The sequence below is a fragment of the Dichotomicrobium thermohalophilum genome (genome assembly GCF_003550175.1).
GTDB classification, from domain to species: Bacteria; Pseudomonadota; Alphaproteobacteria; order Rhizobiales; family Rhodomicrobiaceae; genus Dichotomicrobium; species Dichotomicrobium thermohalophilum.
The window spans coordinates 175,310-190,932 of record NZ_QXDF01000001.1 but is presented as its reverse complement, the minus strand read 5'-3'; the positions used below and the strand labels follow the sequence as shown (position 1 = coordinate 190,932).

The 15,623-nt window shown below is 62.7% G+C and carries 15 protein-coding genes; 7 read left to right on the top strand and 8 right to left on the bottom strand.

Translation table 11 applies throughout. The features are described 5' to 3' along the window. Positions 1–24 precede the first annotated feature (24 nt). Entirely contained in the window at positions 25–606 is a 582-nt protein-coding gene (locus BXY53_RS00865) for a nitroreductase family protein (RefSeq protein WP_119060074.1), read from the top strand. A gap of 78 nt (positions 607–684) precedes the next feature. Here the strand turns inward: BXY53_RS00865 and BXY53_RS00860 are convergent, their stop codons facing one another. Continuing rightward, entirely contained in the window at positions 685–1,467 is a 783-nt protein-coding gene (locus tag BXY53_RS00860; RefSeq protein WP_119060073.1) for an NAD kinase, read from the bottom strand. Between the two features lie 93 nt (positions 1,468–1,560). Here BXY53_RS00860 and cutA point away from each other — a divergent pair, with 93 nt between their 5' ends. Beyond that, positions 1,561–1,917: a divalent-cation tolerance protein CutA gene (gene cutA, locus BXY53_RS00855; protein WP_210209108.1), complete on the top strand. Its 357-nt coding sequence runs from the start codon at positions 1,561–1,563 to the stop codon at positions 1,915–1,917. A gap of 13 nt (positions 1,918–1,930) precedes the next feature. Here the strand turns inward: cutA and BXY53_RS14340 are convergent, their stop codons facing one another. Continuing rightward, positions 1,931–2,056 (bottom strand): hypothetical protein, encoded by a 126-nt coding sequence (locus BXY53_RS14340; RefSeq protein WP_280985238.1) that lies wholly within the window; start codon positions 2,054–2,056, stop codon positions 1,931–1,933. A gap of 161 nt (positions 2,057–2,217) precedes the next feature. Between BXY53_RS14340 and BXY53_RS00850 the strand changes: the two genes are divergently transcribed. Beyond that, a complete protein-coding gene (locus tag BXY53_RS00850) occupies positions 2,218–3,117 on the top strand; it encodes a sugar phosphate isomerase/epimerase family protein (protein WP_119060072.1) in 900 nt (299 codons plus the stop codon). 1,226 nt (positions 3,118–4,343) lie between these two features. Beyond that, the gene (gene uvrB, locus BXY53_RS00845; protein WP_119060071.1) at positions 4,344–6,596 is read left to right on the top strand and encodes an excinuclease ABC subunit UvrB; all 2,253 of its coding nucleotides are present in this window, start codon (positions 4,344–4,346) and stop codon (positions 6,594–6,596) included. On the opposite strand, the gene BXY53_RS00840 is transcribed toward uvrB, so the two are convergent. Further along, positions 6,589–6,969 (bottom strand): DUF2794 domain-containing protein, encoded by a 381-nt coding sequence (locus BXY53_RS00840; RefSeq protein ID WP_119060070.1) that lies wholly within the window; start codon positions 6,967–6,969, stop codon positions 6,589–6,591. The two genes, uvrB and BXY53_RS00840, sit on opposite strands and share 8 nt — an antisense overlap. Before the next feature lie 210 nt (positions 6,970–7,179). Between BXY53_RS00840 and bchE the strand changes: the two genes are divergently transcribed. Together bchE and bchJ are read left to right on the top strand one after the other, a co-directional pair. Beyond that, positions 7,180–8,823 carry a magnesium-protoporphyrin IX monomethyl ester anaerobic oxidative cyclase gene (bchE, locus tag BXY53_RS00835; protein ID WP_119061684.1) on the top strand — a complete coding sequence of 548 codons (1,644 nt, stop codon included), beginning with the start codon at positions 7,180–7,182 and terminating at the stop codon, positions 8,821–8,823. A gap of 4 nt (positions 8,824–8,827) precedes the next feature. Continuing rightward, the gene (gene bchJ / locus BXY53_RS00830) at positions 8,828–9,484 is read left to right on the top strand and encodes a bacteriochlorophyll 4-vinyl reductase (RefSeq protein ID WP_119060069.1); all 657 of its coding nucleotides are present in this window, start codon (positions 8,828–8,830) and stop codon (positions 9,482–9,484) included. On the opposite strand, the gene BXY53_RS00825 is transcribed toward bchJ, so the two are convergent. From BXY53_RS00825 to BXY53_RS00805, 5 genes are all read right to left on the bottom strand, one after another. Continuing rightward, on the bottom strand, positions 9,481–9,873 hold the full coding sequence (locus BXY53_RS00825) for a VOC family protein (protein ID WP_210209189.1): 393 nt from the start codon (positions 9,871–9,873) through the stop codon (positions 9,481–9,483). The two genes, bchJ and BXY53_RS00825, sit on opposite strands and share 4 nt — an antisense overlap. A gap of 12 nt (positions 9,874–9,885) precedes the next feature. Then, positions 9,886–10,845, bottom strand: coding sequence for a glucokinase (locus BXY53_RS00820; protein WP_170144280.1), 960 nt, complete (start codon positions 10,843–10,845; stop codon positions 9,886–9,888). After that, on the bottom strand, positions 10,842–12,230 hold the full coding sequence (gene otsA, locus BXY53_RS00815; protein WP_119060066.1) for an alpha,alpha-trehalose-phosphate synthase (UDP-forming): 1,389 nt from the start codon (positions 12,228–12,230) through the stop codon (positions 10,842–10,844). Before otsA ends, BXY53_RS00820 begins: the two co-directional genes overlap by 4 nt. Further along, positions 12,227–14,011: a glycoside hydrolase family 15 protein gene (locus BXY53_RS00810; protein ID WP_119060065.1), complete on the bottom strand. Its 1,785-nt coding sequence runs from the start codon at positions 14,009–14,011 to the stop codon at positions 12,227–12,229. Before BXY53_RS00810 ends, otsA begins: the two co-directional genes overlap by 4 nt. A 195-nt stretch (positions 14,012–14,206) precedes the next feature. Next, the gene (locus tag BXY53_RS00805; protein WP_119060064.1) at positions 14,207–14,449 is read right to left on the bottom strand and encodes a hypothetical protein; all 243 of its coding nucleotides are present in this window, start codon (positions 14,447–14,449) and stop codon (positions 14,207–14,209) included. A gap of 104 nt (positions 14,450–14,553) precedes the next feature. Here BXY53_RS00805 and BXY53_RS00800 point away from each other — a divergent pair, with 104 nt between their 5' ends. After that, complete coding sequence (locus BXY53_RS00800; RefSeq protein ID WP_119060063.1) at positions 14,554–15,564, top strand: P1 family peptidase; 1,011 nt, start codon at positions 14,554–14,556, stop codon at positions 15,562–15,564. Positions 15,565–15,623: the final 59 nt, after the last annotated feature.

Below are 15,623 nucleotides of genomic sequence, written 5' to 3'. Positions count from 1 at the left end.
TGAGCGGACAAATGGGAGAATTGCATGACAAACCCCGTTATTGACCATCTGGGAAGCCGCCGTTCCGTGAAGGCTGACAACCTCACGGATCCCGGCCCCGACCAGCAACAGCTGGAAACCATTCTGCGGATCGCGTCGCGCGTGCCCGACCATAAGAAGCTGACGCCCTGGCGCTTCATCGTCATTGCCGGCAGTGAGCGTGCGGCGCTCGGCGAAAGGCTGGCGCATATCACGGCGGAGAACGAGCCGGAAGCCTCGGATGTGCGGCTCGAGATCGAGCGCAACCGATTCCTGCGCTCGCCTGTGACGATCGCCGTGGTCTCGCACACGATCTATCATCCCGCGGTGCCCGAGTGGGAGCAGATCCTCTCAGCCGGTGCGGCGTGCATGAATCTCGTGCACGCCGCTCATGCGCTCGGTTTCGCCGCGCACTGGCTCACCGAGTGGTACACCTATGACGAGAGCGCGCGCCACGCCGTCGGGCTGAACCCGAAGGAGCGCATCGCCGGCTTCATCCATATCGGCACGGCGAAAGAGCCGCCGCAGGAGCGCGACCGGCCGGACCTCGACACGATCGTCAGCTATTACGACAGCACGGCTCAGTGATCTCCCTTGCATGCATTTTGCCCGAAAAACCGGTTCCCATCCCGGATCAAGCCCGGGACAGGCTTTTTCGGAAATGCGCTAGTAGCGGAACTGCTCGGCGAGGATCCGCTCGTCCAGCGCGTGGCCGGGGTCGAACATCAGCTTCAGGCCGATGGAGCGCGCTTCGTGCACATCAACGCGCACGGCATGGCGGAACTCGGTGTGGTCCGCGACGGCCGCGACCGGGCGCTTTTCCGGCTCCAGCACCTCGATGCGCACATGCGCCTCGTTTGACAGCAGCGCGCCGCGCCAGCGCCGCGGGCGGAACGGGCTGATCGGCGTCAGGGCCAGCAGCGGCGCGTTGATTGGCAGGATCGGTCCGTAGACCGACAGGTTATAGGCGGTGCTCCCCGCAGGGGTTGCCACGAGCACGCCATCGCACATCATCTCGTCCATGCGCAGCTGGCCATCGACAAGGATCCGAAGCTTCGCCGCCTGATAGGTCAGCCGGAAGATCGACACCTCGTTGATCGCCAGCGCCTCGTGGGTGACGCTTTCGCGATCGCGCACCTTCATGCGCAGCGGATGGATGACACTCATCTCGGCCTGTTCGAGACGCTCCAGCAAGTCATCCTCGTGATACTCATTCATGAGGAAGCCGATCGAGCCGCGGTTCATGCCGTAAATCGGCACGCTGTGACACATGTGCTGGTGGAGCGTCTGAAGCATTAGGCCATCGCCGCCCAGTGCCACGATCACCTCGGCCTCCTCGGGCCGTACCTGGCCATAGCGGGCTGTCAGCCGCTCGAATGCCGCCTGCGCTTCCGGCGCTTCGCTCGCCACGAAGTGAATCTTGGTAATGTCGGAGGGGCGGTCGTGCATGGCGGCTCGTGATGGGCTATCTTCAGGGAAAGACTATAGACCTTCGAACAGGCGGCGTCAGCACCGCCGAACAGCCATGAAAAGGCGAAGCAAATGAGCGAAGCGCAAAGGAAGCAGCCGGATGCCGACCGTATGGTGATGATCTACACCACCTGCGAGACGCCCGATGAGGCCAAGACAATTGCGCGCGAACTCGTTAACCGCAAGCTGGCCGCCTGCGCAAACATCTTTCCTGGCATGACGGCGGTCTTCGAGTGGGATGGCGCCGCGCAGGAGGGGGAAGAAACGGCGATGTTCGTGAAAACGCGCGCGGGTCTTGCGGCAGAAGTGACTCAGGAGATCAAACGGCTGCACAGCTACGACGTGCCCGCCGTAGCTGTGCTTGAGGTGTCCGGGGGGAACACGGACTTTCTCGACTGGGTGGCGGAACAGACTGTTCCGCAGAAGTGACGCAGCGCCGCCATCAGGCGATCACCAGCGCGCCGACCAGAACGACCCAGATGGTAAGGCCGAGCGCCAGTCCGCGCCAGAAATTGACCGGCGTATTGCTTTCGGGCGTATTGCCCTGACATCCGAAGCAAGTGGCCATTTCCAGCCCTCCTGTTCACGTCTGTTACCCCGCCGCGGGCGGTCATGTTGCTCATGTGTTCAAGTCTACATGCGCCTGACACATGAACAAGTTAACTTGCTTCAATGTTCGTCAACTGCGCGTGAACCTGAGATGAACGCCCGACACCGAAAGGACAGCCGATGACCGACACCGCGCCCCAGATCGGATATGCCCTGCGCGCCGGCGATCCCAGCCCCAAGGCGCTGGAAGCGCAGCTGGACACGGCCGAGACCAAGCCGGTCGATCTGGTCGAGCTGCCGGTGTTCGAGTTGGCGTTGATGGTCGATGGGCGCATCCAACAGGGCGCGCTGGACGAACTGAAGAGCGTCTGCGGCGGCCGGGCGCTAAGCTACAGCGTTCACGGGCCGATCGCCATCAACCTGATGGATCATCCGGGGCGGAGCGCGCTTCATCTCGACATCCTGAAGGCATCCATCGAGATCACCGCCGAACTCGGCGCGCGGCACCTGGTGGTTCACACCGGCATTTCCAGTAACGGCTCGCGGGCGGAGATCGACGCGGCCTACGAGCGCCAGCGCGTGGCGCTGGAGGAGGTCGCGGGGATCGCGGCAGGGTCAGGCGTCGTCGTCTGCGTCGAGACGCTGCCGATGGAGCGCGCGGACCGGCATACGGCGCTGCCGTCGCGGCTGGCGTACGAACTCAAGCTGATCGACCACCCGAACATCCGCTGCTGCCTCGATGTGTCGCACGCCTACATCAACTGCGGCTTCCACGGGCGCGACCTGCTGGAGGAGCTGGCGCCGCTCGCGCCGTTCGCCGAGCATCTGCACCTGCATGACTCGTTCGGCCGGCCGAATGATATCCGCACCGTCTCACGCGCCGAGCGCATCGCCTACGGGCTGGGCGATCTGCATCTGCCGCTGGGCTGGGGGTCGATCCCGTGGAACGCGATCTTCAGCGAGCTGGATTTCCCGAAAAGCCCGGTGATGATGCTGGAGCTGCCGCCGCCGCACGCGGACGAGCTGGATAACTGCATCGCCACGATGCAGGAGTGGCGCGCGAAGCTGGCGGGGCGCTAGACATGATTTAAAGTCTAGTTAGCAGACTGAGATAACACCCCGATTAAGAGGATAATTTTATTAAAAAAGCCGACCAGAGGTTGTCGTTTCTGACTAAGATTGTACGCTCTCGGTCGCAGTGTCTTGTTCCGTGTAAATTTTAGGCCATCCAACGATGCATTGTGTAAAAAATAAAATGACGCATATTGTTATGCCTGCAGACAATACCCAAGAGACCAGTTCGTAACCCGGCCTCTCTGACGAAAGAATTGATAGAACTTGTGCAAACGTGAACGCTGCGAGTGGAAACACAGCATAATGCGCTAATCGCTCAGGTAGTTTGGTTAGCTCAGACATTTTAATAAATTTTTGTTACGTTTTGGTCTTAAAAGCGCTCCAGTGAGACAGGGTGTTGACGACGCAGAAAAATGCCTATCGAAACCCAAACAAGCATACATATAAAACTCGCTATACCCCAGCGAATATCTCCACTTGCTAATTGCAGCAGACCAAAAAAGGTAAACAATATTAAAAATATGGTTGCAATTAACCTGAGAAGTCTCATGATGTACTTTGGAGTCTCGTCTAATTCATGCCATTTCGTCGACTTCTGCCAGCATTCAGCGTGAGTCATGACTATCCTCCGCATCGTTACGTGAGGGTATCATAAATTGCAAAATAAAACCACAATTGGCACAAAACTTAAATCGAATGGGAAGATATGCTAGCCGTTTTTTTCCAGAAACACCAACAATAACGTGCCGAAACCCTCGGCGCTCCTCGTCCTTCGTGGGGCCAGTATCTAGAAATTTGTCAAAGCCACATATCGGACATTTGACGTCCACCTTGCCCGATATGGCCTGAAAAGAGAATGCTTTGGGCTCTGGTTCTTGGCTCATACAGAAACCGACGATTGATTCGCGCTCTAGTGAATCATCTTTGCAGATGCCTTACAACGTTCTAAAGGGCCACGGCTAGGCCAATTTTATCGGTGAGTGTTTAAATGACCAACACCGCGTCGTGAAGGGGTGTACCCTTGGAAGCCATCGGGGGTCAGCCACAAGGGCCATATATGCGAAGTGCGTTCAGACTAACTGGGCAGCCTTTGTGTTAGTATGTTTTTCTGTCAAGCAGCATCCGTTCGCTAGTAGCTACAATAATTAGGTTTTCTCCACTAACGTTGTTTTGTCAGAGAGGTATGGCATCCTACGCTGGACGCCCGCCGCGCGCGGGACCATATTCGCAGCATGGCTGAGACATCACCAACCGGCTTTTCCGACATATCGCAGGCGCTGATTGGCGGCCATCCGCTGATCACCGGCGAGCAGCGCGACTTCATCCCGCACCGGCCCGAGCGCCCGGAGAAATCCGAAGGCGGCGTCCGCTTCAAGCTCGCTTCCGACTACACGCCGCAGGGCGACCAGCCCGAGGCGATCAACGAGCTTGTCGAGGGCATCGAGAATGGCGAGCAGGACCAGGTGCTGCTCGGCGTCACCGGCTCGGGCAAGACCTTCACCGTCGCCAACATCATCGAGCGCACACAGCGCCCGGCGCTGATCCTCGCGCCGAACAAGACGCTGGCCGCGCAGCTTTATGGCGAGTTCAAGAGCTTCTTCCCGGATAACGCGGTTGAGTATTTCGTTTCGTACTACGACTATTATCAGCCGGAAGCCTACGTCCCGCGCACCGACACCTACATCGAGAAAGAATCCAGCATCAACGAGCAGATCGACCGGATGCGCCACGCCGCGACGCGCGCGCTGCTGGAGCGGGACGACGTTATCATCGTCGCCTCGGTGTCGTGCATCTACGGTATCGGCGCGGTCGAGACCTACACGGCGATGACCTTCACGCTGCATCCGGGCGACCGGGTGGAGCAGCGCAAGCTGCTGAGCGATTTCGTGGCGCTGCAATACACCCGCAACGACGTGGCATTCCAGCGCGGGACCTTTCGCGTGCGCGGCGACACGATCGAGTTGTGGCCGGCGCATATGGAGGACCGGGCCTGGCGGTTTTCGCTGTTCGGCGACGAGATTGAGGCGATCAACGAGTTTGACCCGCTGACGGGCGAAAAGACGGCGACGCTCGACAAGGTCAAGGTGTTCGCCAATTCGCACTATGTGACGCCGAAACCGACGCTCAACCAGGCGGTCAAGCAAATCCGCGAGGAAATGGCGGTGCGTCTGGAGGAGTTGAACGCGAACGGCCGGCTGCTGGAGGCGCAGCGGCTGGAGCAGCGGACCAACCACGACATCGAGATGCTGATCGCGACCGGCTCCTGCCCGGGCATCGAGAACTATTCGCGCTATCTCACCGGCCGCGCACCCGGCGAGCCGCCGCCGACCCTGTTCGAGTATCTGCCGGACAACGCGCTGGTGTTTGTGGACGAGAGCCACGTCACCATCGGCCAGCTCAACGGGATGTTCAACGGCGACTTCCGCCGCAAGATGACGCTGGCCGAGCACGGCTTCCGTCTGCCGTCCTGCATGGACAACCGCCCGCTGCGCTTCTCCGAATGGAACGAGATGCGTCCGCAGACGATCTACGTCTCCGCGACGCCGGGAAGCTGGGAGTTGGAACAGACCGGTGGCGTGTTCTCCGAGCAGGTCATCCGCCCCACCGGCCTGATCGACCCGGAGGTCGAGGTCCGCCCGGCGCGAACCCAAGTGGATGACCTGATCGACGAGTGCCGCAAGACCATCGACAAGGGCGGGCGCGTTCTGGTCACGACGCTGACCAAGCGCATGGCCGAGGACCTGACTGAATACGCCTTCGAGCAGGGGCTCAAGGTCCGCTACATGCACTCGGACATCGACACGATCGAGCGGATCGAGATCATCCGCGATCTGCGGCTCGGCGCATTCGATGTGCTGGTGGGCATCAACCTGCTGCGCGAGGGGCTGGACATCCCGGAATGCGCGCTGGTCGCGATCCTTGACGCGGACAAGGAAGGCTTCCTGCGCTCGGAGACATCGCTGATCCAGACGATCGGCCGCGCGGCGCGCAACGTGGACGGCCGCGTGATCCTATACGCCGACACCATCACCGGCTCGATGGACCGTGCGATCAAGGAGACGAACCGCCGCCGCGAGAAGCAGATGGCATTCAACGAGGCGCACGGCATAACACCTCAAACGATCCGCAAGAACATCGACGACATCATGGAGAGCGTCTACGAGCAGGATCACGTGACCGTCTCTAAGACGCCGGGCTTCGCCGAAGAAAAGCAGACCGACTACAGCGGCCACAACATGGAGGCGGTTATCGCCGACATGGAACAGCGCATGATGACGGCTGCGTCGAACCTGGAGTTCGAGGAGGCCGCGCGCCTGCGCGATCAGGTGAAGGAGCTGCGCGAGCAGTGGCTGCTCTACTCCGGCGACCCATCTGCCCCAGCCGCAGAGCAACAGCAGTCGTCGGCGGCGAAGGGGCGCTCCACCTCCGGCCGCCCCGGTACGCGGACCTACAAGTCGAAGAGCAAGAAGAAACGCTCTACTTGACGACCGTCAAACGCTTGTCCAGCACGCGCATGACCTTGTTGAGGTCGTTCCCGCGTTTCAGGATCAGCCCGGTCATGGCGATGACCAGATAGGCGCCCTGTTTGCGCGCGAGCTTCGGCCGTTTTTCGATGGTGTAGAGCGGTCGCTCGGAAGATCGGCGGAAGATGTAGAAAACCGCGCGGTCCTTCTGCATATCGATACCGTAGTCGCGCCATTCACCTTGCGCGACCATGCGGCCGTAAACCGAGAGAATGGCGCTGAGTTCGGCGCGGTTGAAGGCAACGACACTCGCCCGGCCATCAGAACCATTTGCGATGAGGTAGGTCTGGTTCTCGTGCGCCGGGCTGAAACCTATGGGCTCACTTTCGCTCATGGCGCCCCCTGTTTTTTGATTGAGCTTTCCATGATCGCTGGCCGTCCGGGAAATTTCAACCCTTGCCACAACGGCAAGAGCTTGGCCGCCTCCGTTAATATCCCGCATAAGAGAATTTTGCCGAATTTGATCCAGATCAAATCGTGATGCAGCGGTGTGTGTCACCTTGTCTTTACACTCAATATGTCAGGCAAAATGGACAGGCTGGTTATGCGCATTGTGCTCATTCATCCCAACTACCACTCGGGCGGGGCGGAAATCGCGGGAAACTGGCCGCCGGCCTGGGTCGCTTATATCACCGGTGCGCTGAAGGCGGCGGGCTACACGGATGTGCGCTTCATCGACGCGATGACGAACGACATTTCGGAGGATGAGCTGCGCTACATCCTTTCGCAGGAAAACCCGGACGTCGTTGGCACGACCGCGATCACGCCCTCGATCTACAAAGCCGAGCGCGCGCTGGAAATCGCCAAGGAGGAGCACCCGGACGCGGTGACGGTGCTTGGCGGCGTGCACGCGACCTTCATGTTCAAACAGGTGCTATCCGAAGCGCCGTGGGTGGATGTCATCGTGCGCGGTGAGGGCGAGGAGATCATCGTCGAGCTGATCCGCGCTATTGACGAGGGCCGCTGGCCGCAAGAGGCCGATACCATCAAGGGGCTGGCCTTCACGAAAGACGACCAGATCGTTGCCACGCAGGCCGCGCCGACCGTGAAGGATCTCGAAGCGATCGACCCCGACTGGAGCATCCTGGAGTGGGACAAATACATCTATGTCCCGCTTGGCACGCGCGTTGCGATCCCGAACATGGCGCGCGGCTGCCCGTTCACCTGCTCCTTCTGCTCGCAGTGGAAGTTCTGGCGCGACTATCGCGTGCGCGACCCGAAGGCGGTGGTCGATGAAATCGAGAAGCTGGTCGAGGAGCACAATGTCGGCTTCTTCATCCTTGCCGACGAGGAACCGACCATCAACCGCAAGAAGTTCACCGAATTCTGCGAGGAGCTTATCCGGCGCGGCCTGCCCGACAAGGTGAAATGGGGCATCAACACGCGCGTCACCGACATCTGGCGGGACCGGCACAAGCTGCATCTGTGGCGGAAAGCGGGGCTGGTGCATGTCAGTCTCGGCACGGAAGCGGCCGCGCAAATGAAGCTCGATCGCTTCAACAAGGAAACCACGATCGCGCAGAACAAGACGGCGATCCGGCTGCTGCGCGAGGCCGACATCTTCGTGGAGGCGCAGTTCATCGTCGGGCTTGAGAACGAGACAGCTGAGACGCTCGAAGAGACCTATCAGATGGCGTGGGACTGGCAGCCGGACCTCGCCAACTGGGCGATGTATACGCCATGGCCGTTTTCCTCGCTCTTCCAGGAGCTCGGCGAAAAGGTCGAGGTGTTCGACTTCTCGAAATACAACTTCGTCACGCCGATCATGAAGCCGGAGGCAATGGACCGCGGCGAGCTGCTGGATGGCGTGATGAAGAATTACCGCCGCTTCTACATGAAAAAGGCGCTGTTCCATTACCCGTGGCGGGGCACCGGCTTCCGGCGGCGGTATCTGCTTGGCTGCCTCAAGGCGTTCCTGAAGGCCGGCTTCCAGCGGACCTTCTATGATCTCGGTAAGGTCGGCTACTGGGGGCCGCACACCAAGAAGAAGGTGGACTTCCACTTCGACAACACCCGGCAGATCGCGCCCGCGCAGATGGATGACTGGGAGGCGGTCGCGGAGAAGCGCCGGCAAATCAAGGAGCGCACCGGAAAAACCGGCAAGAGTAGCGGACAAGGTCAGCCGGTTCCGGTTTCCGCTTGCGGCGGCGGCAAGGAGCAAATGGCCGAGAGCGTCGCGGCGGAGTGAGCCGATGAGCACGCACGGGAAAGCCCCGCCCTCGCATGTCGGGCCGAATGCTATCACTCAGGTAATCGCGGCCCTGCGCCATCGCCACGGGGAGCCCGTATGCGCCAAGGTCCTGGCCCAGGCCAGCCTCGTGCGCTACGCCGCCGAGGCCCCGTCCGCGATGGTGCACGAGGACGAGGTCGGCGCGTTGCAGCGCGCGGTCCGCGCAGAGCTTCCTCCCGGAGATGCGGCGGCTGTGCTGCGCGAAGCCGGATTGCGAACGGGCGATTACCTCCTCGCCCACCGCATTCCCCGCTTCGCGCAAGCCGGCCTCCGCCTGCTTCCAGCGCCACTGGCCGCACGGGCGCTGATCGGCGCGATCGGTGGCCACGCCTGGACCTTTGCGGGAAGCGGGACGTTCCGCGCCATGCCCGGGCACCCTCTCGCTGTGGAGATCGCCGGTTGTCCGCTTGTCGCGGGACAGTCCAGCCATGTTCCCCTCTGCGATATGTATGTCGGCGTGTTCCAGCGGCTGTTTGAGGTGCTGGTCTCGCCGCGTGCGCAGGCCGTGGAGACAGCCTGCGCTGCGATGGGCGCGCCCGCCTGCCGGTTTGAGATGTCGTGGGGGACGCAGCCGGTTCCGGTGGCGGACTCTGCGGCGCGCGATGCGCTAGCGGGTTAGGCCGCCTCGCTATAGCTCGCGATCTCGATGAGGTTGCCATCCGGATCGCGGATATAGATTGACTTGATTGGTCCGCGCGCGCCGGTGCGCTCGATCGGCCCTTCCTCGATCTCGACGCCCCGGGCCAGCAGGTTCTGCTCGACCTGTGCCAGAGAGGCCGTCGTGATCAGGCAGATGTCGCCGCTTCCGGGTGTCGGCGCGTTCGCCTTCGGCTCGAACTCCTTTCCGACCTCGTGCAGATTGATCTTCTGATCGCCCAGGCCCAAAGCCGTCCGGCCCCCGTTGTATTTAATCACCTCCGCGCCAAGCATCTGCTCGTAGAAGTCGCAGGTGCGCTCAATGGATTTTACCGTCAAAACAATGTGGTCGAGGCCGGTGATGTTCATGATCCGCTTCCCTGACTAGACGCCCGCAACGGGCGCTTTCGCCAGCCCCAGCAACGCCACATCCTGACGCGTTACCACCCCGGAAAAAACGCCGCCCATCCGCGCACGCATCTTGCCCTTGTCTTCGAAAGCGGCGCGAAAAGCTGAGTCATTGCACAGATTGTACCATCCGCTCACCACGCCGCCCAGAAGGAACGCACCACCCCACGCCGCGGTTGCAAGCACCAGATCGCCGGAGGCGCGGCCGAGCCAGCGCGAGAGCATCTCCACCGTGCGGCGAGCGGTCGGATCGGCGTCCACGCGCGCGAAAACGGCATCCGCTGCGATCGGTTCGCCGCCGGATAGCCAGGCGTAGAGCGCGCCAACGCCTGAGCCGCTCAGCACGTCTTCCAGCGTCGCAGCCCGCCCCGGCGACAGCGCCGCGAGCAGCTCGGCTTCCTCAGCGTTTGCAGCGGGCAACGACATGTGTCCAGCCTCGCTCGGGCAGGCGGTCCAGCCGTCGCCTGCGGGGATGGCCGTCGCGGCGCCAAAGCCGGTACCGACGTTCACGGCGACCATCCGATCCGGCGGCTCGGCCTCGTATCGCGGAACCGGGCCGATCTCCGCGACATCCGAATGCCCAAGGAATGGAAGCGCGAGCGCGACTGCCTGCAGATCGTTGAAGATCGCTGTGGGCACGCCACCGAGCTGGTCCGCGATGTGCGGGGCGGCGAGTTGCCAGGGCGCGTTGGTGAGCCTGACAACGTCGTGCTCGACAGGTCCGGCGGCGGCAAACGCGGCGCTTGCAATCCGTTCCCGGGTCTGCCGATCAAGGCGCTGCACGTAGGTAGCGAGCGCATCGTCGAACTCGGGGAAATCTGCGACCCGCAGATTGGCCGCAGTCTCGCAACGGCCATCTGGTCTGGCCAGGGCAAAGCGGGCGTTGGTTCCGCCCACATCCGCGACCAGACGCAGCGCGCCGCTCGTCGCCGTCACGCAGAGGCCTCCCGCCTGACGGTTTCGAGCGTGTCGAGATAACACTCCCGCCAATACGAGACGTCGTTCTCGCGGACTCTTTCCAGCAGCGCCTGGTGCCGCTCCTTGCGCTCGGCCAGCGGCATCGAGAGCGCGCGGTGCATGGCCTCGACCATCTCGTCAATGTCGTAGGGATTGATGATGAGCGCCTCTTTCAACTGTTCCGCCGCACCGGCGAAGCGCGAGAGGATCAGCACGCCCGGGTTCTCGTCATCCTGTGCGGCCACATATTCCTTGGCCACCAGGTTCATCCCGTCGCGCAGCGGCGTCACGAGCCCGACCTGCGAGCCGCGCAGCAGCGCCGCAAGAGTGTCACGCGGGATATGGCGGTGAATGTAGCGGACAGGCGTCCAGTCGTAGTTACCGAGTTCGCCGTTGATGTGCCCGGAAAGCTGCTCAAGCTCCTGGCGCATCTCCGCATAGGCCAGCACCTCCTCCCGGGTCGGCGGGGCGATCTGCATCAGCGTTACGGAGGTCCGGTATTCCGGGTGACTCTCAACCAGCCGCTGAAAGGCGCGAAACCGCTCGGAGATGCCCTTCGTGTAGTCGAGTCGATCGACGCCGATGATGAAGGCGCTGGCGATTGTCCGACGCTGCAGCGTCTGGATGTGGCGGTCGGCTTCCTCGGTGCGCGCCATGTCGCGGAAGCTCTCCACGTCGATACCGATCGGGAAGGATTTGATCAGCACGCTCTTGCCGTCGAGTTGCAGGCGGCCGTCCTGAAGCACCTTTCCGTCGGCGGCTTCATAGACGAACCGGCCGAAATTGCCGACATCCGCGTGGGTTTGCAGGCCGACGAGGTCATAGTCGAACAGCGCGCGAACCAGTGCCCGGTGCTTTGGCGCGGCGGCCAGCACATCGGGCGACGGAAACGGGATATGAAGGAAAAACCCGATCTTTTGGTCGACGCCGAGCTTCCGCAATTCGGAGGCCAGCGGAATCAGGTGATAGTCGTGCACCCAGATGATGTCGTCCGGCTCAAGCAGGCCGACGAGCTTCTCCGCGAAGCGGCGCACGGTCGTGATGTACCCTTCCCAGTGTTCCGGCTCGAAACGCGCGAGGTCCAGCCGGTAGTGAAACACCGGCCATAAAACGCTGTTGGAAAAGCCCAGATAGTAGTGCTGATACTCGCTCTCGGTGAGCGGCATCGTTGCCAGCGTGACGTTGCCGTGATGTTCCTGCGACAACTCGCAGGGTTCGTCATCCTCTACAATCTTCCCGGACCAGCCCAGCCAAAGCCCGCCGCGTTTTCTCAGTGCGTCCTGCAAGGCGACGGCGAGCCCGCCGGACTTTCCCCCTTTGGTCCAGTCGGCGACGCGGTTCGACACCACCACAAGACGTTTCATAAGACGCTCTCCCATGAGCGCGACAGCCGGGTCGCGCCGTTGATGATTCCGACCATCGAATATGTCTGGGGGAAGTTCCCCCAGAGTTCACCGGTCTGGGGATCGACGTCTTCCGAGAGTAGCCCAAGGTGATTGCGGCTGGCCAGAAGCGTTTCGAAAATCTCTCGGGCCTGTTCAGTCCGCCCGATCCGGGCAAGAGCATCCAGTCGCCAGAACGCGCAAATATTGAATGCGGTTTCCGGACGGCCAAAATCATCCGGCGCCTCGTATCGGCGCATGTGCGGACCGTCTCCAAGGACATTTTCCAACTGCTCGACCGTGGAAATGAAGCGCGGATCGCGAGGATCAATGAAACCCACTTCACCCATGAGAAGCACGCTGGCGTCGAGGTCCCGGCCCCCGAAACTTTCAACGAATGCACCGCGCTCTTCGTTCCAGGCATTTTCAAGGATTGCATTCTTGATGATCGTCGCGCGCTCCTCCCAGTAGCGGCCGCGTTCGCCTTCGCCCAGCGCCCGCGCGATCTTGCCCAGCCGGTCGCAGGCGGCCCAGCACATCAGGCTGGAGGAGGTGTGGACGCGGGCGCGCGAGCGCAGCTCCCACATGCCGGCGTCGGGTTCGTTGTAGAGGCGGAAGGCCTGTTCGCCCGCGTGCTCGAGCCGGTGGAAGTCCTCGATGCCGGCCTGGCGGTAAAGCCGCGCGTCGAGAAACGCCTGCGACGCGCCCAGTACGACATTGCCGTAAACGTCATATTGGAAATGCTCGTAGGCCTGATTACCGACGCGCACGGGCGGCATGTCGCGGTAGCCGGGCAGCGTATCGACGATGCGCTCCGACAGCTTGCTCTCCAGCCCGACGCCGAAAACCGGCTGCAAGTGATTGCTGTTCGTCGTGCTGACGACGTTCTGCAGCCAGCGAAAATAGTCTTCCAGCGTGTTCATCGCCGACAGTGTGTTCAGCGCGCGGACGACGAAGAACGCATCGCGCAGCCAGCAGAACCGATAATCCCAGTTGCGGCCCGAATGCGGGCTTTCCGGAATGCTGGTGGTCATGGCCGCGATGATTGCGCCGGTCGGTTCATAGGTGCAAAGCTTCAGCGTGATCGCCGCACGGATCACGGCGTCCTGCCATTCATACGGGATGCCGAGCGTGCGCACCCAGCCGCGCCAATACTGTGCCGTGCGCTCCTCGAACTCGCGTGCGGTCGAGCCGATACCGCCTTCCAGCGTCTCGTCCGGCCCGAGCATGAAGTTGAGCGTTTCTTCGATGATGAAGGTTGTCTCGTCGCGCACGTAGTCGACCGGCGCGTCGGTGGTCAGGCGCAGCGTGAAGTCCGGGCCCACGTAGCGGATGTGGTTCGAGCCGAAAGTGATGTCCGGCGCGATCGCGCCATAGTTGAACCGCGGGCGCAGGCATACGCGGATGCGCGGACTGCCGCTGACCGGCACCACACGGCGCACCAGCATGTTCGGCCGGAACAGGCGCCCCCGGGTCTCGAAGCGTGGGGCAAAATCGACAATCTCGATCGCGCCGGTGGGCGATTCGAGCCGCGTGCGCAGAATGGCGGTATTCTGGTCGTAGCTCTGGCTCCACGCGCGCTGATCCACCAGCTCGATGTCGAACATCCCGCCCTCGGGCGCATCTTTCGGCCCGCCGAGCAGCGAATGGAAAACAGGGTCGCCGTCAAAGCGGGGCAGGCAGCACCAGACGATCCGCGCGTCCTGGTCGATGAGGGCGCCAAAGCTGCAATTGCCGATGGCGCCAAGGTTCAGGCTGCTCAAGACGGACTCCTTGGGTGGGGACTTTCTCAGCGCAGCCAGATGGCCGCAGGTTTTACCTGGATAGACGCATGAGCGGGGCGCGCGGATTAATCGCCGCGCGGCAATCGCTTATCAAGTCTGCCTGAGAGACGCAACGCGGAGGCCGCGAGAGGTTAATTGCAGCTGTTCAAAGATGAGATTTTCGACGGAAGGGTTTTAGCCCCCGCCGTCGCCGCCGCCATCGCCTTCGCCCTCCTCGCCGAGTTCGGCGCCCTGGGTGAACTCGCGTTCGAGGTCGCGGACGAAGCGCTGGAGGTCTTCGGGGATCGGCATGCCGTAGGCCTGCATCTCATGGATGCGCTCCTGAAGCTGGAGATACAGCTCGTACCGGTCTTCCGGCTGGTGTTCCATCTGGTTGAGCAGATAGGAGATTTCGGCCTCGAACTCGTCGGCGTTCATGCGTGCCTCTCGCTACGGTGTTGGCGCTTGTCGGGCAGTGTTGCGCGTTTGGCGTGCATCTGGCAACCCTTTGACTTTCCCTGGGTGAGCCCAATGGAGGCCGGATGACGCCGGGCGCGCGCAATCTGATTACCGATGTGCCAGGGCTGCGGGTGGGCAGCGCGGAGGACGCGCGCCTGCGCTCCGGCGTGACAGTCGTGCTCGGCGAGGGCAGCTTGCGTGGCGCGGTGGATATTCGCGGTGGCGGACCGGGCACCCGCGACACCCACGCGCTGATGCCGGAGGGCGTCGCGGGCGAGCTTCATGCGGTCGTGCTGTCGGGCGGCTCGGCCTTCGGGCTGGACGCGGCGACCGGCGCGCAGGCCTGGCTGCGCGAGCGCGGCGCGGGCTTCGCCGTCGGTCCGGCGCGGGTGCCGATCGTGCCGCAGGCGATCCTGTTCGATCTGCTCAATGGCGGCGACAAGGACTGGGGCCGCTTCCCGCCGTATCGCGACATGGCCTACGCGGCGTGCGAGAGCGCGGGGGCGGAAGTGACGCTCGGCAGCGCGGGCGCGGGCTACGGTGCGACGACCGAGCGGCTGAAGGGCGGGCTGGGCAGTGCCTCGGCGGTGACGGCGGACGGGGTGACGCTGGGCGCGCTGGCGGTGGTGAACGCGGCCGGAAACGTGACGGTGGGCGCAACGCCGCATTTCTGGGCCGCGCCGTTCGAGATCGGGGCGGAGTTTGGCGGTCGCGGCTGGCCACAGGCGATGCCGCCGGACGCGCTTGAGCCGCGCACGAAGGCGGGCGCGCGCGCCGACGCGAACACGACGCTGGCGGTGGTGGCGACCGACGCCGATCTCGACAAGCTGGCGCTCAAGCGCCTCGCGATCATGGCGCAGACGGGGCTGGCGCGGTCGATCTATCCGGTGCACACGCCGCTGGACGGGGATATCGTCTTCGCGCTGTCCACGGCGCGCGGGCCGGCGGTGGAGCCGGTGTTCGCGCTGGCCGAGCTTGGCGCGCTCGCGGCGAATGTGCTGGCGCGGGCGGTCGCGCGCGCGGTCTATGAGGCGGCGGCGTTCCCCGGCGGCGACGGCCCGCCCGCCTACCGCGATGTTTATGCACCGGCCTGACATTTGCGCCCCGCCGCGCGCTGCGCTATCAGCGTCGGCAAATCCATATTTCCGAGGTA